Origin of the sequence: Nocardia sp. bgisy134, from assembly GCF_965341865.1 — a bacterium.
In the GTDB taxonomy this organism is placed as follows: Bacteria; Actinomycetota; Actinomycetes; order Mycobacteriales; family Mycobacteriaceae; genus Nocardia.
This window is the reverse complement of the sequence record NZ_CBDQZP010000030.1, coordinates 1-16,905: the sequence shown is the minus strand read 5'-3', so window position 1 is coordinate 16,905 and position 16,905 is coordinate 1. Positions and strand designations below refer to the sequence as shown.

The window sequence follows — 16,905 nt, the reverse complement described above, 5'->3', positions numbered from 1 at the left end:
GTTTTCGATGTGCTTCACAGCGCGGGGTGGAAGTCGATGTCACGGTGTGTGCCGGGCGGGCGTTGTTCGGCGAGAGGGTAGAGCCAGCGGACACAGGCGTGGATCGGCTCGAGGTCGGGCAGTTCGATGGGGTGGCCGTCGTCGTCGAAGATCATGCCCAGCAAGTGGAATCGGCCGTCGGGGAGACCGAGGGCGGCGGCTTGGTCGGCGGACAGGTCGACCCGGGTGACGCTGTGGCGCGTCACCCGGAGCGCTTCGACGACGGCGGGCCGCACGGTGGTGTCGAGCGCGGTGACGACCGCGCGGAAGCGACAACCGCGCAGCCGCCACAGTTCCCACTCACCGGCGCGCACCCTGGCGGCGCGCGCGGGCAACCGATGGGGCACTTCGATTACGTAGAGTTCCCCGATTCGGACATCTTGAGCACGCACAATTCCAGCTTGCCACCGGTTGCCGCGCCCGTAACGCCCTGTTTGCTCAGTTGACCTCGTTCTTCATCTGAGCCGTGATGATTCGCTGATAGCCGGACCCGAAGAGGCGGGGGAGCAGATCGATGACGCGGGCGTCTGCGCCGACGAGGATCTTGGCCTTGTCCTTCTGGATGCCGCGCAGGATGATCTTCGCCGCGGACTCGGGGGTGGTCTTGGCGAGCCGATCGAAGTTGGCGGCCAGGGCATCGCGGTCACGGTCGCCGCCCGCGCGGGCCTTCCACGCGATCTCGGTCTTCACCATGCCCGGGTGCACACTGCTCACCCCGACCGGGTGCCCGGCGATCTTCATCTCCTGGCGCAGCGCGTCGGTGAAGCCGCGGATACCGAATTTCGTTGCGTTGTAGGCGCCTTGGCTCGGGCAGGCGGCCAGGCCGAACATACTGGAGACATTGGCGATGTGGCCGTCACCGGAGGCGATCACCTGCGGCAGGAACGCCTTGGTGCCGTGCATGACGCCCCAGAAGTTGATGTTCACGATCCATTCGAAGTCCTCCCAGCTGAGTTCCTCGACGGTGGCCGTCAGCGAGACGCCCGCGTTGTTGACCAGCAGGTTGGCCGGACCGAATTCGGCCTGCACTTCCTCCGCGTGCGCGTAGAACGCGGCGCGGTCGGTGACGTCGAGCTTGTAGGCGCGCGCCTTCGCCCCCTCCCGCTCGCACAGCGCGGCGGTCTCGCTGACATTGGCCAGGTCGCGCCCGGACAGCGCGAGACGCGCACCGTTGCGCGCCAATTCGAGCGCGAGCGCCCGCCCGATCCCCGCACCGGCGCCGGTGATGACGGCGACCTTGTCCTGGAAGTTCTTCACAGCAGTTGTCCTCGTGTCATTTGGTCGTGAAGCCGCCGTCGGCGACGAATTCCGCGCCGGTGCAGTACGCCGACTCGTCGGAGATCAGGAACAGCACTACGTTGGCCAGCTCGTCGGGCGTGGCGGCGCGGGGCAGCGGCTGATCGTGCACCATCGAGTTCGAGCGATCCGACGCGGCGGTCATCTCGGTGGCGACGACGCCGGGATGCACCGAGTTGACCCGGATTCCGTCCGCCCCGAACTCCTGCGCCGCCGCCTTGCTCATGCCGCGCACCGCCCATTTGGACGCGACGTAGCCGAGGATGTTGGAGAAGGCGATGATGCCGCCGATGGAGGAGATGTTCACGATGGAGCCGCCGCCCGCCCGGCGCATCGATGGCACAACGGCTTTCATGCCGAGGAACACGCCCACCTGGTTGACGTCGATCACCTTGCGGTAGTCCGCTTCGGCGAGCTTCTCGATCGGGTCGACGTGCACGATGCCCGCGTTGTTGACCAGGCCCCAGACGGGTCCGAAGGCCCGCTCGGCCTCGGCGACCACCGACTGCCAAGCGCTTTCGTCGGTCACGTCCAGCGGCAGGAACAGCCCCCGCTCGCCCAGTTCGGCGGCGACCGCCTTGCCCTCCTCGGCGAGCACGTCGGTGATCACCACCGACGCGCCCTGGCTCGCGAGCTTGCGCGCGAACGCCGCGCCCATGCCCCGCGCCCCGCCGGTCACGATGACCGTCTTACCGCTGACTCTGTCCATGTCGTGTCCTTTCACGCCTGGGCCTGGTCGAGATCGGCCAGGTGGTTGGCCGCGATGTAGCCGAACACCATGGCCGGGCCGATGGTGGCGCCCGCGCCCGCGTAGCTGTTGCCCATGACAGCGGCCGAATTGTTGCCCGCCGCATACAGTCCCGCGATCGGCGCACCGTCGGCGCGCAGCACCCGGGAGTGCTCGTCGGTGACCAGGCCGCCCTTGGTGCCGAGATCGCCCGGCACCATCTCCACGGCGTAGAAGGGCCCCTTGTCGATCGGCGCCAGACACGGGTTCGGCGTGACAGTGGGGTCGCCGTAGTAGCGGTCGTAGGCGGATTCGCCGCGGTGGAAGTCCTCGTCGCGCCCGGCCGCCACGAAGCCGTTGAACCGCTGGACGGTGGCGGTGAGGGCGTCGGCCGGAACGCCGATCTGCGCCGCGAGTTCGGCGAGCGTGTCGGCCTTCTTGATGATGCCCGCGTCGAAGTACTTCTGCGGAATGGGTTGCTTCGGGAAGGTGCCGAGGAACAGGTACCGGTCGCGGAAGCGCTGATCCATGATGAAATGCGCTGGCACGTGGCCGATTCCGGACGCGTTCCGCTCGTACATGGTGTGCACCACGTCGACGTAGCTGGCCGATTCGTTGGTGAACCGCTCGCCCGCGTCGTTGACCATGATGGCGCCGGGCTGCGAGCGTTCGGCCAGGCAGAAGAACGGCGGGCCGTCGGGGTTGCGCACCGAAGGGCCCCACCACGCGTCGTCCATGAGATCGAGCGCGGCGCCGACCTCTTCGCCTGCGCGGATGCCGTCGCCGACGTTCTCGGTGGCGCCGACGGTCCAGTCCGTGCTCACCGGCTCGGCGAAGAACTGCTTGCGCATCTCCAGGTTGTGCTCGAAGCCGCCCGCGGCGAGCACCACGCCGCGCCGGGCCCGCAGCACGATCGGCGCGCCGTCGCGCTCGGCGCGCACGCCGACCACCGCGCCGTCCTCGGTGAGCAACTCGGTGAGCGGCGTGTTCAGCCACACCGGCACCCCCGCGTCGCGCAGCGCCAGCCACAGCCGGGCGACGAGCGCCTTGCCGAGGCTGAGCGGCAGGCGCCCGCGCAGCTTGTTCGCGACCGCCTTGGCGCCGACCTTCATGGCCGTGCGCTTGCCCTTCCAGGTGCGCGCGATCATGTTGAGATCGTGGAAGTCGCTGACGGTGAAGGCGATTCCCTTGGGGCCGGACATCGTCGGCTGGTTGATCAGTGCCAGGTCGTCGCCGAGCAGGCGGCCGTCGACGATGGCGGGCTCGATGCTGCGCCCCTGGGCCAGGCCGCCGGGCAGTTCCGGGTGGTAGTCGGAGTAGCCGCGGTCGTAGACGAATTCCAGATGCGGGGTGCGGCCGCTCAGGTACGTCATCATCCGAGGGCCGTTGTCCAGGAAGGCGTCCTGCTTGGCCTGCGGAACCCGGTCGCCCACCACGGATTTCAGATAGACGCGGGCCAGATCGGGGCTGTCCGGCACGCCCTCGCGCACCAGCACGGGGTTGTTCGGGATCCACACCCCGCCGCCGGAGCGCGCCGTGGAACCGCCGAAGCTGCGGCTCTTCTCGATCAGCACCACCGAAAGGCCGCGGTAGGCGGCGGTGAGCGCGGCGGTCATGCCCGCCGCGCCGGAACCGACGACCACCACGTCGTAGGCGGCCTCGGTGGTCTTCTGCTGAGACATCGGTCTGCCTTTCTCGTTCAGTAGCCTGCGCCGGTGAGCATGCCGCCGTCGACGACGACCTCGGTGCCGGTGCAGTAGCCTGCGGCGTCGGAGGCCAGGAAGACCACCGCCTCGGTGACCTCCTCCGGCCTGCCCCAGCGCGGGATCGGCAGTCCGGCGAAGAACTTGTCGCCGTCCACGCCGGAGGAGGCGTTGGCGGTCATCGGCGTGGCGATGCCGCCGGGGTGCACGGAATTCACCCTGATGCCCGCCTTGCCCAGCTCGCGGGAGGCCGATTTGGTGACGCCGCGCAGCGCGAATTTGCTCGCGCTGTAGGCGGAGAGCCCCGCCGCGCCGATGAAACCCTCGACCGAGGAGATGTTGACGATGGAGCCGCCGCCCGCCGCGGTGAGCGCGGGGGCCGCGGTCTTGATGCCCAGCCAGGTGCCGGTCACGTTGACGTTCAGGATGGTGCTGAAATCGGCGAGGCTCATGTCCGCGATGCTCTGGAAGCGCAAGATGCCCGCGTTGTTCACCAGCACGTCGAGCTTGCCGAACGTCTCGGTCGCGGCGGTCACCGCCGCGGTCCAGCCGGCTTCGCTGGTCACGTCGTGGTGCACGTAGTGCGCGGCCGCGCCGAGCTCGGCCGCCAGCTGCTCGCCCTGCTCGTCGAGCACATCGCCGAACACCACCCGTGCGCCTTCGGCGACGAAGCGGCGCACGTGTTCGGCGCCCATCCCGCGCGCGCCACCGGTGATCAGCGCGACCTTGCCTTCGAGTCGACCCACTGCGGTCCTTCCTTTCTGCTGCCTCGCTTCGAAGCTAGGTCTCCGGCATCGGCGCGGGGGTGCGCAGTCTCAGCCAGCGAGACATGCACCTGACCTCCACGGCAGCATCGGAAATATTTCTACTAGGCATATTGAGAAGTGGAGGCAATGCATGAAGTTCTCGATGATCTTCGAGGCGCAGATGACCGACCCGTCGGCCGAGCACGAACGGCAGGTGCTGCGCGACTGCGTGGAGCAGGCCGTGCTCGCCGAGGAGATGGGCTTCGACACCGTCTGGGCCGTGGAGCATCACGGGTTGAAGTGGTACGCGCACATGAGCGCCCCGGAGATCTTTCTCACCTGGGTGGCCGCGCGCACCGAACGCATCAGGATCGGGCACGGCGTGGTCTGCATGCCGTTCAACTTCAACCACCCGGTGCGCGCCGCCGAACGCGCCGCCATGCTCGATGTGCTCTCCAACGGCCGGGTGAACCTGGGCGCGGGCCGCGGCGCGACCCCGCAGGAAACCTCCATGTGCGGCGTCGACCCCGACCGCACCTACCAGGAGGTCGAGGAGTCGCTGCGCATCATCGGCAAGGCCTGGCAGGACCCCGAGGGCGAATTCGAGTGGCACGGTGAGTTGCTCGACATCGACCCGCACCCGATGCTGCCGCGCCCGGTCCAGCTGCCGCACCCGCCGCTGTTCATGGCGTGCACCAAGAAGGACACCCTGAAGCTGGCCGCCGACTACGGAATCGGCGCACTGGTCCTCGGTTTCGCGGGCGTCGAGGAGATCGCCGAACTGCGCCGCACCTACGACCAGGCCATCGCCGAACGGACCGGCGAGAAGTTCGTTTCCACCGTCGTCAACGATCACTTCGCGGCGCTGTGCCCGACGATCGTGCTGGAGGATCGCGAGAGGGCGCAGCAGATCGGCGCGCGCGGCCAGCGGTTCTTCGCGCAGTCGATCAAGCACTGGTACGGCGCGGGCCCGGTGCCGGACGAGGCCGTCGACCCCAACGCCGACGAGCTGGCCGCCATCAAGCAGGCCGCCGACGACCACGTCGCCTACCTGCACGAGGCCAAGATCCCGGTGAAGACCGGCGCGACCTCGGTGTTCAACGCCGAGCACGCCTACGGCTCGCCGGAGGACGCCATCGCCTACGTCGAACGGTTGAAGGCGGCGGGCGCCGACGAGATCCTGTGCCTGATCCAGATGGGCACCGTGCCGCAGGAAGCCTGCCTGGAGACCATCCGGCACTGGGGCGAGACGGTGATTCCGCACTTCCGAGCGAGCGCAGCGAGCCGGAACGGACACTACAGCCGGAAGAACGAGGAGTGAGATGACCTCCCTCGACGGGAAAGTCGCGATCATCACGGGCGCGGCGCGCGGGCAGGGCGAGGCCGAGGCTCGGCTGTTCGTCGAGCTCGGCGCCCGCGTGGTGATCACCGACGTGCTGGCCGACGAAGGCAAGGCCGTAGCCGAATCCCTCGGCGACGCGGCGCGTTTCGTGGCGCACGACGTGAGCAGCGAAGCCGAGTGGGCGGCGGCGGTGCAGACCGCCGAACGCGATTTCGGCCGCCTCGACGTGCTGGTGAACAACGCCGCGATCTACACCACCAAGGCGCTGACCGACACCAGCGCCGAAGAGCTGGAACGGATTCTGCGGGTCAACCTGGTCGGCTCCTTCTTCGGCATCAAGGCCGTGGCCGGTCCGCTGGCCGCCGCGGGCGGCGGGTCCATCGTGAACATCTCCTCGCAGGCCGGTTTGCAGGGCCTGATGGGGCACGCCGCGTACGGCGCCTCGAAGTGGGGTCTGCGCGGACTGACGAAGACCGCGGCGCTCGAGCTCGGCCCCGCGGGCATCCGGGTGAACTCGGTGCATCCGGGTCCGATCCACACGCCGATGATCGGTCACCTCGGATTGAACACCGGTCCGGGGAGCTTCCCGGCGCTTCCGCTCGGGCGCGTCGGCCTGCCCGGCGAGGTCGCCGATCTGGTCGCCTTCCTGGCCTCGGATGCCTCGGCCTTCGTCACCGGCGCGGAACTCGCGATCGATGGCGGCCTGTCCGCCGGACAGTTCATTCCACCCGGCGCGCAGCTGCCGGGCATGGAGTAAGGAGCGGATCGTGCCGTTGAAACCCGAAGCCCGCGCCATCGTGGAGCTGGCCTCGGCCGGCTTCCCGAAGCTCGGCACCGAGGTCTTCGATGCTGCCGAGGCCCGTCGCCTGCTGGCGGCGCGGCCCGCGGCGGCGGTCGAGCCGCTCCCGGTCGGCCGGGTCGAGGAGCGGACGGTGCCGGGGCCGGACGGGGCGCCCGAGGTGCGGGTGCGGATCTACTGGCCCGTCGACGCCGGGCCCGGCCTGCCCGTGGTGGTCTTCTGCCACGGCGGCGGATTCACGATTTGTAGCCTGGACAGCCATGACCGGTTCTGCCGGACGATGACCAACGGCGTCGGTGCGATCGTGGTGTCGGTCGACTACCGCCAGGCGCCCGAGCATCGGTTCCCCGCGGCCGCCGAGGACGCCTACGCGGTGGTGCGCTGGGTCGCCGGCCACGCGGACGAGCTCGGCGGCGATCCCGCCCGAATCTCCGTGGCGGGCGACAGTTCCGGCGGCAATCTGGCCGCCGTGGCGACGCTGATGTCCCGCGACCGCGGCGGGCCCGCGCTGGCGCATCAGCTGCTGATCTACCCGATGCTGGATCCGGCCTGCGACACCGTCTCGTACCGGGACAACGCGGACGGGTACTTCACCACGGCCGCGCACCTGCGGTGGTACTGGGAGCAGTACCTCGGCGATGGCGGCGACCGGGATCACCCCTACGCCGCGCCGCCGCGCGCCGCCGACCTGTCCGGACTACCGCCCGCCCACGTCGTCACGGCGGAGTTCGATCCGCTGCGCGACGAGGGGGAGGCCTACGCCGCCCGGTTACAGGCGGCGGGTGTCCCCACCGAGACGGTTCGCTACGACGGGGAGTTTCACGGTTTCGTGAGCATGGCCGATCACCTGCCGGACGCCGAAGCGGCTGCCGCCGCGGCGTTTTCGGCCGTCCGACGAGCCTTCGGGAGCGACGAATGAGCATCGAACGGATCGGGACGATCCTGCCCACCGACGATCTGCCCGCCACCGTCGCGCTGCTCACCGCGCTGCTCGGCGTCGCGCCCACCTTCGTCGACGGCGATCGATGGGCGCAGTTCGACGTCGGGCCGTCGCGAATCATGGTGGCCGGGTCCGACCGGGAAGGGGACGCGGCCGCGCTGTCGGTCAAGGTCGCCGACCTCGACGCCACCGTCACCGCGCTGCGCGGCGCGGGCGTCGCGCTCGCGGACCCGGTCACCGGACCGCACGAGCGCCGCGCCGCGCTCGAAGCGACGCCGGGCAAGCCGTGGTCGGTCGTGCTGTACGAACCTTATGATTCTGCAAAGATTTAGGGGTGAGCGCGCCGCGAGCGAATCTCCGTCGTGAAATCGGGCGAATCGGACGGGACGCGTTGATATCGTCGCACGATGTCCGACACGCGGGACCCGCAGCTCGACGAGGAGCTGCCTGATGATCGGCAGCGGCCGTCACTCGACACGCTCGAGGTGGACGACGCCGAGCGTCCCGCCCGCGAACTGAGCGGGTGGCCCGAGCGGGTGGTCGCGGTCGCGGCCTTCGCGATCGCGATCCTCGCGGTGTGGCAGGTGTTTCGGCCGCTGCCGCAGGGGAGCCAGTACTACCTGGTGGTGTTCCTCGCGGGCACGCTGCCGCTGGTGTTCCTGGCCTATCGCTCGGGCCTGCGGCTGCTCGACCGGTCCTCCGGGCCGGGCGCGCTGGACTGGGCGCTGGCGGCGCTGGCGCTGGCGGTCTGCCTGTATCCGGTGCTGCCGTTCGACATCGGTTCCGGCGGTGGCGGATACGACGCGTTCCTGGATCGGCAGGGCTTGCTCGATCCCGTGGACGTCGCCATGGGCGCGGTGCTGCTGGTGCTGGTGCTTGAGGCCTGTCGCCGGACCACCGGGTGGGTGCTACCCGTGGTCTGCATGACGTTCCTCGCCTACGGCTACTACGGCGGACTGCTGCCGCAGCAGTGGACCATCGCGCACGCGGGACTGGACTTCGCGCAGATCGTCGACGCGCTGTACAACTCGGGCAGCGGCTTCTATGGCACCCCGCTCGACGTCGCGGCCACCTACATCGTGCTCTTCACCCTGTACGGCGCAGTGCTCGAATTCTCCGGCGCCGCGCAGTTCTTCGTCGATCTGTCGGTCGCGGCGTTCCGCCGCTCGCGCGGCGCGGCCGGGCGCACGGCGGTGGCCTCCGGCTTCCTGCTCGGCACGGTGTCCGGCTCCGGCACCGCCACGGCGGTGAGCGTGGGCGCGGTGACCTGGCCGATTCTGCGGCGCGCGGGGTATCCGCCGGAGCAGGCGGGCGGCATGCTGGCCGCCGCGGGCGTCGGCGCGATCCTGTCGCCGCCCACCCTCGGCGCGGCGGCCTTCATCGTCGCCGAGTATCTCGAGGTCTCCTATGTGACCGTGCTCGGGTGGGCGCTGATCCCGACCGTGCTCTACTACCTGGGCATCCTGCTCGCGGTGGAGATCGACGCCAGGCGGCTCGGCACGCGTCCGGTCGAGATCGGCGGCGCGTCGGCCTGGAAGTTGCTGGCCCGCTTCGGCTATCACTTCCTGTCGCTGATCGTGATCGTGGTGCTGCTGCTCCTCGACGTCAGCGCGACGCGGGCCGTCGTCTACGCCACCGCGCTGGCCTTCTCCCTGTCGTTCCTCGACGCGCGCACCCGCCGCCTGGCCCGTTCGCCGCGAGCGGTCTTCCACGCGCTCGGCAACGGCGTCCGCTCCGCGCTTCCGGTGGTCGCGGTGTGCACCGCCGCGGGCGTGATCACCGCGATGACCACCAAGACCGGGCTCGGCGCCCAATTGGCCGCGCTGCTGGTGCGATTCGCCTCGGCGCTGTCGGACAACCAGACCGTCGTGCTCGCGTGCACCGTGGCCTTCGCCGCGATCGCCCTCGCGCTGCTCGGTCTGGCGGTGCCGGTCACCGCCTCGTTCATCATCGGCTGGGCGATCATCGGGCCCGCGCTGCTCGCGCTGGAGGTGCCCGCGCCCGCGGCGGCCATGTTCGTCTTCTACTACTCGGTGCTCTCCGAGGTCACCCCGCCGACCGCACTGGCCGCGGTCGGCGCGTCGGCCGTCACCGGCGGCCGCACGGTGCCGACCATGTGGCAGGCGCTGAAGTACGCGCTGCCCGCGTTCTTGGTGCCGATCGTGTTCGTGCTCACCGAATCCGGTGAACACCTGCTCGGCACCGGCCCCGCGCTGGACGTGCTGTGGACGAGCGTCGTGGCCTGTGCAGGCGTCGCCGCCCTGGCCGCCGCGAGCGGCGGCTGGCTGCTGGGGATCGGCCCGGCCCCGGCGCCCGCGCGCGTGCTCGCCGGGGCGGGCGGACTGGCGCTGCTGTACCTGGAACCCGCCGCGCTGATCGCCGGGCTCGCCGCGCTCGCGGCCGCCGCCGGGTACACCATGCTCTCCCGAAGGAGGACGAAGTGAGAAGAGTCGCAACGATTGTCGCCGTCGCCACCGTGACGGCCGGACTGCTGGCGGGCTGCGGTGGCCGCCAGGACGCGCCGCGCACCGACGCGGGCGGCACGGTGACCTGCGAGGTGACGCGGGATTCGCGCGTCGGCATCGCGACCGGAAACGCCACCGGCGTCTACTTCGCGCTCGGCAACGCCTACGCCGAGCAGGTCGCGCAGGCCACCGGCGGCACGGTGAAGGCCACCGCGGCGGAGACCGGCGCGTCGGTGCAGAACATCCAGCAGCTGGTGGCGGGCACCTACCAGGTGGCTTTCTCGCTCGCCGACACCGCCGCCGACGCCGTGCTCGGCACGGGCAGCTTCGACGGCAAAAAGCAACCGGTGCAGGCGCTTTCGCGGCTCTACCCGAACTACACGCAGGTGATCGTGCGTACCGGGGCCGGCATCGATTCGGTCGCGGACCTGCGCGGCAAACGCGTCTCCACCGGATCGCCGAAGTCCGGCACCGAGGTCATCGCGCAGCGGGTGCTGACCGCCGCGGGCATCGACCCCGACCGCGACATCTCCGCGCAGCGGCTCGATCTCACCAAGACCGTCGACGGCATGAAAGACGGCTCGATCGACGCCATGTTCTTCTCCGGCGGCCTGCCCACCCCCGGCATCACCGACCTGTTCACCTCGGCGCGCGACAAGGTCCGCTTCCTCGACATCGCCGACCTCGCCCCACGCCTGCGCACCGTGAACCCGGTGTACGAACCGGGCACCATTCCCGCCGCCACCTACGGCTTGCCCGCCGACGCGGCGACCATCGTCGTCCCGAACGTCCTGTTGGTCCGCGACGACCTCGACGCCGACCTGGCGTGCGTGCTCACCAAGACCCTCTTCGATCGCAAACCGCAACTGGAACAGGCGAACTCGGCCGCCAAAGGCATCAGCAGGGATACCGCGCGCGAGACCACGCCGGTGCCGCTGCACCGCGGCGCCGAGCACGCGCTGACCAACTGAGCGCTCGCCGCGTCTGATCGTTCACTGTCGCTGATCCTCGCTCCGCTGATCGGTTACTGCCGCTGAGCGCTCACAGCGCCTGTCGGTCACCGCTGCTGAGTCCTCGCCGCGCCTGATCGTTCACCGGGCGTGATCGTTCACCGCGCCGCGATGGCCGCCGTCAGCGCTCGTGCGGCGGCCAGTGTCGCGGCGATGTAGTCGTCGCGCTGTGGTTTGGTCGTGCCGGTCCGCAGCGGACCGAGCTGCACTTCGAACGCCGCCGATCCGTTCGCGTCGAACACCGGCGCGGCGAGATAGCTCAGCGGTAGGTCGGCGTCGGAGTCCAGCTCGCTCCTGGTGAACGGGCGCGCGGTGAGCGCGGCCAGCTGGCGCAGCGCCCGCGCGCGCAGATTCGGTTGCAGCAGTTCGCTTCCCACGGCCGTGAGCAGATCGGCGAGCAGGTCGACCAGGCCCGCGTCGTCGGCGCGCGGCCGGAACAGCGCGACGCCGCGCTCGCGCACCAGCGTGAGCAAGGCGCTCGCGGTGCGCCGGTCCGGTTCGGCCGTGGTGGCCAGCCAGGTGTTCTGCTCGGCCGCCGAACGCCACGGCATGACCGCCGCGCCCGCCGGGAACTGGAGCGGAATCCGGTGGCCGACAGGGATTCCCGGCACCGTGCGGTCCAGTCCGTGCCGGACGTCGAGCACGGTGAGGTGATCGGGTTCGATGCGGCTCAGCGTCGCACCACAGCCCGTCTTCGCGGTCAGCTCGGTGAGAACCTCGCCGATCCCGCGCGGCAGGCGGGCCGTGGTCAGCGCGACGAGCGCGGGCCCGATGCGATAGCCGCGGTCGGGCACGCGCACCGCCCAGTCCGCGGCGTCGAGTTCGGCGAGCACCGCGGTCGCCGTGGCCCTGGCGATGCCGAGGCGTTCGGCGATGGCGGCGACGGGCAGCGGCTCCGTCGCGCTCGCCAGCAGCGACACGATCTCGACCACGCGACGGGTCGGTGGCGAGGGCGATCGGGGCGCGACTTCGTCGGGCTCGGTGTGCTGCATCGGTCTTCCCCTTGTGCCGGTCCGGTCGTCGAACTTACGATGACGAATATAGGACAATCAGTGTCGAATATTCGACATCGGATCGGAGCGCGCATGATTCTCGATCGGTTTCGCATCGACGGGCAGGTCGCCGTCGTCACCGGCGCCGGACGCGGGCTGGGCAGGGCCATCGCCCTCGCGTTCGCCGAGGCCGGTGCGGACGTGCTCGTCGCGGCCAGGACCAAGAGCCAGCTCGACGAGGTCGCCGAACAGATCGCGGCCGTGGGCAGGCGAGCCCACGTGGTGCCCGCCGACCTGAGCGACGCCGACGCGGCCGCGGGCCTGGCCGCCACGGCGGTGGACCGGTTCGGCAGGCTCGACATCGTGGTCAACAATGTCGGCGGCGCGCTGCCGTGCCCGCTGCTGGACACCACGCCCGAGGCGATGGCCGAGGCGTTCGCGTTCAACGTCGGCAACGCGCACGCCCTGGTGCGCGCCGCGGTGCCACATATCCTGGAAACCGCGGGCGGCGGTTCGATTCTCAACATCACCTCGACCATGGGCCGGTTGCCCGGCCGTGCCTTCGCCGCCTACGGCACCGCGAAAGCCGCTCTCGCGCACTACACCCGGCTTGCCGCGCTGGACCTGAACCCGCGCATCCGCGTCAACGCCATCGCACCGGGCTCGATCCGCACCTCGGCGCTCGAAGTGGTCGCGGCGAACGACGCCATGCGCACCCAGCTGGAGACCAAGACGCCGCTGCACCGCATCGGCGAACCGGAGGACATCGCCGCCGCTGCGCTCTACCTGGTGTCCCCGGCGGGCAAGTACCTCACCGGCAAGGTGCTCGAGCCCGACGGCGGCCTGATCACCCCCAACCTCGACCTCCCGATCCCGGATCTGTGACATGACCTATCGCGTAGTGCAATGGGGCACAGGCAATGTCGGCCGCCACGCGTTGGCGGGCATCATCGCCAACCCCGACCTGGAACTGACCGGTGTGTGGGTATCCGGCGCGAAGGCCGGGACGGACGCGGGAATCCTCGCCGGTCTGGACCGTGCCGTCGGCGTCGCCGCCACCAACGACGTCGACGCCGTCCTGGCCGACCGGCCCGATTGCGTCGTCTACTGCTCGATGACCGACAACCGGCTGCCCGAGGCGATCGAGGACCTGCGGATGCTGCTCGCGGCGGGCGTCAACGTGGTCGCGTGCGCGCCGGTGTTCTTCCAGTACCCGTTCGGTGTGCTGCCGGACGAGTTGCTGAAGCCGGTGCAAGAAGCTGCGGCGCAAGGTAATTCGTCGCTCTGGGTGAACGGCATCGATCCCGGTTTCGCCAACGATCTACTGCCGCTCGCGCTCGCAGGCACCTGCCTGCGCATCGATCAGCTGCGGTGCATGGAGATCGTCGACTACGCCAGCTACGACAACCGCGCGGTCATGGTCGACATCATGGGCTTCGGCAAACCGCTGGACGAGACGCCGATGCTGTTGCAGCCCGGCGTGCTCTCGCTGGCGTGGGGGAGCGTGGTGCGCCAGCTCGCCGCGGGCATCGGCGTGACGCTGGACGCGGTCACCGAGACCTACGAGCGCGTCCCCGCACCCGAATCGTTCGACATCGCCACCGGTCACATCGCCGAAGGCACCGCCGCCGCACTACGTTTCGAGGTCCGCGGCATGATCGGCGAGCGCATCGTCACGGTGCTGGAACACGTCACCCGGCTGCGCCCCGACCTGTGCCCGGACTGGCCCCAGCCCGCCCACCCCGAAGGCTCCTACCGGGTGGAAATCACCGGCGAACCTTGTTACGCCATGGATCTGGTGACCTCGAGCCCGCGCGGCGACCACAACTACGCGACGCTGCTGGCGACGGCCATGCGGATCGTGAACGCGGTGCCCGCGGTGGTTTCGGCCCCGCCGGGGATATTGACCGCACTGAACCTACCGTTGATCACGGCGCCCGCGACGAGGTCTTGATCGGCAGCGTTCCAGGGCGACCGCGCAAAGTGCTCGCGAATCAGCCGCGAGGACCTGGTGGCGTTGGGCAATGAAGTGGAAGGCTCGGAGGCTCAATCCCATAGAGCGGCACACGGTAACGGAGGTAGATCGGCACGCACGTCGTCATCGATGGTGACCATCAGCTCCGGAAAGCCCTGTGCTAGTTGATCTGCCACGTTCTGCGCCTGTTCGGCGCCAGCCTGGTAGTCCAACGTCAGGGTGCCGAATTCGATGTGGATGTGCCGAATACGCCGGGATGGGCGAGGAGTCTCAATGCTGATCACCGTGGCCTACTGGCGGAAGGCACAACTCGGCCATCTGCGATCAGAGTACGGAGTGCAGCGGCTTTGCGCTGGCATTTCTTGGCTCGACAAGCAACGTGGAATTGCATCACCGCATGGGCCTGGTCGATCGTAAAGGGCTGCCTGGGCGCCTGGTGGGTTTCAGGCGGGGTCATGGTGGCGAGTTGATGGATAGCGGGCGTCGCGTCGGGCATTGGGGAGTACCTTCCCTGCGGACAAATGGATCGGTCAAGGCGCCCGGTACCAAGGGCTTTCGCCACCTGCTCCGGCTCACCGGGGCGGGTGCGCCGACCGACGGGGTGCGGCGTCGGCTTGGTACCGGGCACCGTTCAAAAGTGCCCGTTGGTGGTTGGTACGCGGAACCGCGTGATGGTCGGATACTGTTGGCCTAACGTACGCATTTCTCCAGGTCAGGACGCAAATCGTAAGGTAAGGCAATGGTCAGAGGGCGGGCATGGACTGGCTTCGAAGCCGTAGCTCTGCAAGAAGCTATGAGGCGATCGGTTCGGGATTTCGCTGCTTCGCTAGGACTGGAGACGACAACCGTAAACAACTGGCGGACTGGCCTCAGCTCTGTAAAACCGCGTTCGAACACGCAGGCCATCCTGGACACCACGCTCGACTTCAAAGCGACACCCGAAGACCGGATACGGTTCGAACAGATCGTCGCTGAAGGGGAGGCTGCCTGGCGTATCCGGCACCAGCGTCCAGCCCGTCGGCCAACGGATGGAAGCGCGACGCCTGCAGATGACGACATGATCAGCATGCCGCGCACCAGGGACAAGGAAGCGAGTGAGTCGTCGCCCTCATATCAGGGAATCAGTGAAGAGTTGATCACCATACTCGCTCGTGTCCACAAGCTGAGCCGGTCGATCAATCCCGAGATCATTCGGCAGTTGCAAAGCATCACGTGCGAGAGCATCGCCCAGTACGAAACGGTTGATCCCTCCGAGCTTGTTCCGGCACTCGAGAAGCAGCGGGTCTGGCTCGATCAACTCATCGACGAGTGCGGTCATCCGGGACAGCGGGGTCGACTGTTCGAGATCGCATGCGAAACCTCAGGGCTGCTCGGCTATGTCGCTGTGGGGTGCGGGAATTTCTCGCTCGCCCGCGCCTATTGCCTGGAGTCCTTCCAGCTCGGCGAGCATGCGCAGGACAACACTCTCTTAGCATGGGCACGCGGCCTGCAAAGTTTCTGCGAGTACTACGCGGGACAGTACGATAGGGCGCTGCACTACGCGCAAGACGGCCTGACTCATGCTGGATCCGGGCCACAGCGTGCCCGCCTCGCGATCAATGGCGTCGCGCGGGCAATGGGAAAGCTCGGCGATATAGAGGGTGTGCATCGCGCGGTCGATCAGGCCTACGAACACTTGACGAACAGCGGTGCGCCGGAGGGGGTTCCCTCCAGCATCTCGCTCGAGAGTTACAGCTCGGCACAAGTGGCCGGCAACGCAGCCACCTCGTATCTCTCTTTGGCGATGCCGGACAAGGTCGAACAGTATGTGGAGCTTGCTTTGCCCGAGATGAATGACACGAACTCGCCGTGGGGTCGTTCGCTCGTCATGATCGACTTGGCTCGGTCGCAAGTTCTAGCGAAAGACGCTGACTTGGATTCCGCGGCGGGGATCATGCTCGACGCCCTCCACGTGTCGCCGGGTAAGCCGATGCTGCAAGTCCGCCGCCGAGGCTCCGAGTTCGTGAAAGATGCCGCGGCCAGGTGGGGAGAATCGGCACAATTGCGTGCTGTACGCGAGGCGTTGGCGAGTATGAATAGCCTTGGTGGACCCAATGAATAGTGCGGACGATGAACGGCGCGATCGTCGCGCAGGAACCCTGGGCTACTACTGGTTCATCACTTTCGAGCATGCCTCGGACCTCCACTCGCTGACCGAAGAGTGCCAACAAGCGATAGGAACTACGTACTTCTATCCCGTCTCCAGGGAGGGTCTGCATCTAACGCTGGACCGAATCTCATACAGCGGAGTGCATGCACCGAAGCAGCTTGATTTGATAGTCACCGCTGCTCGCCGCGTCGGCCAGGATCAATCACCCTTTATGATGACGATTGAGCAGCTCAGTAACCTACGTGGTGCAATCGGATTCAAGGTGTCGCCAGCCGAGCGGGTGCGAGGCCTTCGCGACGCGCTACGTTCGGCAACCTTATCTGTCTTCCCCGAGGCGCCAATAAAAGACTCGGCATCTGATCCACATGTAACGGTGGCTTACCCAGCCAGCGAAGATCTTTCGGCAATGGCTGCTGCGACGTCTGAAAGAGCAAGCACCATGATCCGCAGGGTTGACGTAAAGGTAGCGGAGGTTGTCATGGTCCTGCTCGAACGCCGCCAACACGGGTACTGGTGGAAAGCGATAGCCCGAATTCCGTTGGCGGGTTGACGAGGTGATGGAAGTCCTCGACGCCGCATGACGGCATGGGCGTGCGCCCTATTGATCGCGGTGTGGCTGCTCCGGACAGCGCCGTAGCCGGCTAGGGTGCGTCCTCAAAGTTGTTGTGGCTGATCTGCTTTGTGAGTGGTGAGGGTCTGCTTTGATGTCGCGTTGTGGTGCT

General features: G+C 68.3%; 17 protein-coding genes. 10 read left to right on the top strand and 7 right to left on the bottom strand.

Annotation, left to right across the window (positions count from 1 at the left end; all coding sequences use genetic code 11):
* Window positions 1-14 precede the first annotated feature (14 nt).
* From ACRWNM_RS34250 to ACRWNM_RS34230, 5 genes are all read right to left on the bottom strand, one after another.
* Complete coding sequence (locus tag ACRWNM_RS34250; RefSeq protein ID WP_431972315.1) at window positions 15-386, bottom strand: hypothetical protein; 372 nt, start codon at window positions 384-386, stop codon at window positions 15-17.
* A gap of 91 nt (window positions 387-477) precedes the next feature.
* Window positions 478-1,296, bottom strand: coding sequence for an SDR family NAD(P)-dependent oxidoreductase (locus ACRWNM_RS34245; RefSeq protein WP_431972314.1), 819 nt, complete (start codon window positions 1,294-1,296; stop codon window positions 478-480).
* 16 nt (window positions 1,297-1,312) lie between these two features.
* Window positions 1,313-2,044 (bottom strand): glucose 1-dehydrogenase, encoded by a 732-nt coding sequence (locus ACRWNM_RS34240; protein ID WP_431972313.1) that lies wholly within the window; start codon window positions 2,042-2,044, stop codon window positions 1,313-1,315.
* Between the two features lie 11 nt (window positions 2,045-2,055).
* On the bottom strand, window positions 2,056-3,744 hold the full coding sequence (kstD, locus tag ACRWNM_RS34235; protein WP_431972312.1) for a 3-oxosteroid 1-dehydrogenase: 1,689 nt from the start codon (window positions 3,742-3,744) through the stop codon (window positions 2,056-2,058).
* Window positions 3,745-3,761: 17 nt separating this feature from the next.
* Complete coding sequence (locus ACRWNM_RS34230) at window positions 3,762-4,511, bottom strand: glucose 1-dehydrogenase (protein ID WP_431972311.1); 750 nt, start codon at window positions 4,509-4,511, stop codon at window positions 3,762-3,764.
* Window positions 4,512-4,662: 151 nt separating this feature from the next.
* On the opposite strand from ACRWNM_RS34230, the gene ACRWNM_RS34225 reads away from it, so the two are divergent.
* From ACRWNM_RS34225 to ACRWNM_RS34200, 6 genes are all read left to right on the top strand, one after another.
* Window positions 4,663-5,832, top strand: a complete 1,170-nt coding sequence (locus ACRWNM_RS34225) for an LLM class flavin-dependent oxidoreductase (RefSeq protein ID WP_431972310.1) — start codon at window positions 4,663-4,665, stop codon at window positions 5,830-5,832.
* Between the two features lies 1 nt (window position 5,833).
* Entirely contained in the window at window positions 5,834-6,610 is a 777-nt protein-coding gene (locus tag ACRWNM_RS34220) for a glucose 1-dehydrogenase (RefSeq protein ID WP_431972309.1), read from the top strand.
* A gap of 10 nt (window positions 6,611-6,620) precedes the next feature.
* The gene (locus ACRWNM_RS34215) at window positions 6,621-7,571 is read left to right on the top strand and encodes an alpha/beta hydrolase (RefSeq protein ID WP_431972308.1); all 951 of its coding nucleotides are present in this window, start codon (window positions 6,621-6,623) and stop codon (window positions 7,569-7,571) included.
* On the top strand, window positions 7,568-7,924 hold the full coding sequence (locus tag ACRWNM_RS34210; RefSeq protein WP_431972307.1) for a VOC family protein: 357 nt from the start codon (window positions 7,568-7,570) through the stop codon (window positions 7,922-7,924). Before ACRWNM_RS34215 ends, ACRWNM_RS34210 begins: the two co-directional genes overlap by 4 nt.
* 75 nt (window positions 7,925-7,999) lie before the next feature.
* The gene (locus tag ACRWNM_RS34205) at window positions 8,000-10,036 is read left to right on the top strand and encodes a TRAP transporter permease (protein ID WP_431972306.1); all 2,037 of its coding nucleotides are present in this window, start codon (window positions 8,000-8,002) and stop codon (window positions 10,034-10,036) included.
* Window positions 10,033-11,028 (top strand): TAXI family TRAP transporter solute-binding subunit, encoded by a 996-nt coding sequence (locus ACRWNM_RS34200; RefSeq protein ID WP_431972305.1) that lies wholly within the window; start codon window positions 10,033-10,035, stop codon window positions 11,026-11,028. The genes ACRWNM_RS34205 and ACRWNM_RS34200 overlap by 4 nt, the downstream gene beginning before the upstream one ends.
* A 137-nt stretch (window positions 11,029-11,165) precedes the next feature.
* Here ACRWNM_RS34200 and ACRWNM_RS34195 read toward each other — a convergent pair whose 3' ends face one another.
* On the bottom strand, window positions 11,166-12,059 hold the full coding sequence (locus ACRWNM_RS34195; RefSeq protein ID WP_431972304.1) for a helix-turn-helix domain-containing protein: 894 nt from the start codon (window positions 12,057-12,059) through the stop codon (window positions 11,166-11,168).
* 93 nt (window positions 12,060-12,152) lie between these two features.
* Between ACRWNM_RS34195 and ACRWNM_RS34190 the strand changes: the two genes are divergently transcribed.
* Both ACRWNM_RS34190 and ACRWNM_RS34185 read left to right on the top strand, forming a co-directional pair.
* Window positions 12,153-12,944, top strand: a complete 792-nt coding sequence (locus ACRWNM_RS34190) for an SDR family oxidoreductase (protein WP_431972303.1) — start codon at window positions 12,153-12,155, stop codon at window positions 12,942-12,944.
* Window position 12,945: 1 nt separating this feature from the next.
* A complete protein-coding gene (locus tag ACRWNM_RS34185; RefSeq protein ID WP_431972302.1) occupies window positions 12,946-14,013 on the top strand; it encodes an NAD(P)H-dependent amine dehydrogenase family protein in 1,068 nt (355 codons plus the stop codon).
* Between the two features lie 92 nt (window positions 14,014-14,105).
* Here the strand turns inward: ACRWNM_RS34185 and ACRWNM_RS34180 are convergent, their stop codons facing one another.
* Window positions 14,106-14,318 (bottom strand): hypothetical protein, encoded by a 213-nt coding sequence (locus ACRWNM_RS34180; RefSeq protein ID WP_431972301.1) that lies wholly within the window; start codon window positions 14,316-14,318, stop codon window positions 14,106-14,108.
* Between the two features lie 509 nt (window positions 14,319-14,827).
* Here ACRWNM_RS34180 and ACRWNM_RS34175 point away from each other — a divergent pair.
* Together ACRWNM_RS34175 and ACRWNM_RS34170 are read left to right on the top strand one after the other, a co-directional pair.
* Window positions 14,828-16,135, top strand: coding sequence for a hypothetical protein (locus ACRWNM_RS34175; protein ID WP_431972300.1), 1,308 nt, complete (start codon window positions 14,828-14,830; stop codon window positions 16,133-16,135).
* Entirely contained in the window at window positions 16,128-16,733 is a 606-nt protein-coding gene (locus ACRWNM_RS34170; protein WP_431972299.1) for a 2'-5' RNA ligase family protein, read from the top strand. Before ACRWNM_RS34175 ends, ACRWNM_RS34170 begins: the two co-directional genes overlap by 8 nt.
* The last annotated feature ends 172 nt before the right edge of the window (window positions 16,734-16,905 follow it).

What these genes read in the sequence shown, in the direction of transcription:
- ACRWNM_RS34240 (WP_431972313.1), bottom strand. Translation starts at nt 2,044, where the DNA reads ATGGACAGAGTCAGCGGTAAGACGGTCATCGTGACCGGCGGGGCGCGG.
- ACRWNM_RS34210 (WP_431972307.1), top strand. Translation starts at nt 7,568, where the DNA reads ATGAGCATCGAACGGATCGGGACGATCCTGCCCACCGACGATCTGCCC.
- ACRWNM_RS34220 (WP_431972309.1), top strand. Translation starts at nt 5,834, where the DNA reads ATGACCTCCCTCGACGGGAAAGTCGCGATCATCACGGGCGCGGCGCGC.
- ACRWNM_RS34185 (WP_431972302.1), top strand. Translation starts at nt 12,946, where the DNA reads ATGACCTATCGCGTAGTGCAATGGGGCACAGGCAATGTCGGCCGCCAC.
- ACRWNM_RS34190 (WP_431972303.1), top strand. Translation starts at nt 12,153, where the DNA reads ATGATTCTCGATCGGTTTCGCATCGACGGGCAGGTCGCCGTCGTCACC.
- ACRWNM_RS34205 (WP_431972306.1), top strand. Translation starts at nt 8,000, where the DNA reads ATGTCCGACACGCGGGACCCGCAGCTCGACGAGGAGCTGCCTGATGAT.
- ACRWNM_RS34225 (WP_431972310.1), top strand. Translation starts at nt 4,663, where the DNA reads ATGAAGTTCTCGATGATCTTCGAGGCGCAGATGACCGACCCGTCGGCC.
- ACRWNM_RS34170 (WP_431972299.1), top strand. Translation starts at nt 16,128, where the DNA reads ATGAATAGTGCGGACGATGAACGGCGCGATCGTCGCGCAGGAACCCTG.
- kstD (WP_431972312.1), bottom strand. Translation starts at nt 3,744, where the DNA reads ATGTCTCAGCAGAAGACCACCGAGGCCGCCTACGACGTGGTGGTCGTC.
- ACRWNM_RS34175 (WP_431972300.1), top strand. Translation starts at nt 14,828, where the DNA reads ATGAGGCGATCGGTTCGGGATTTCGCTGCTTCGCTAGGACTGGAGACG.
- ACRWNM_RS34195 (WP_431972304.1), bottom strand. Translation starts at nt 12,059, where the DNA reads ATGCAGCACACCGAGCCCGACGAAGTCGCGCCCCGATCGCCCTCGCCA.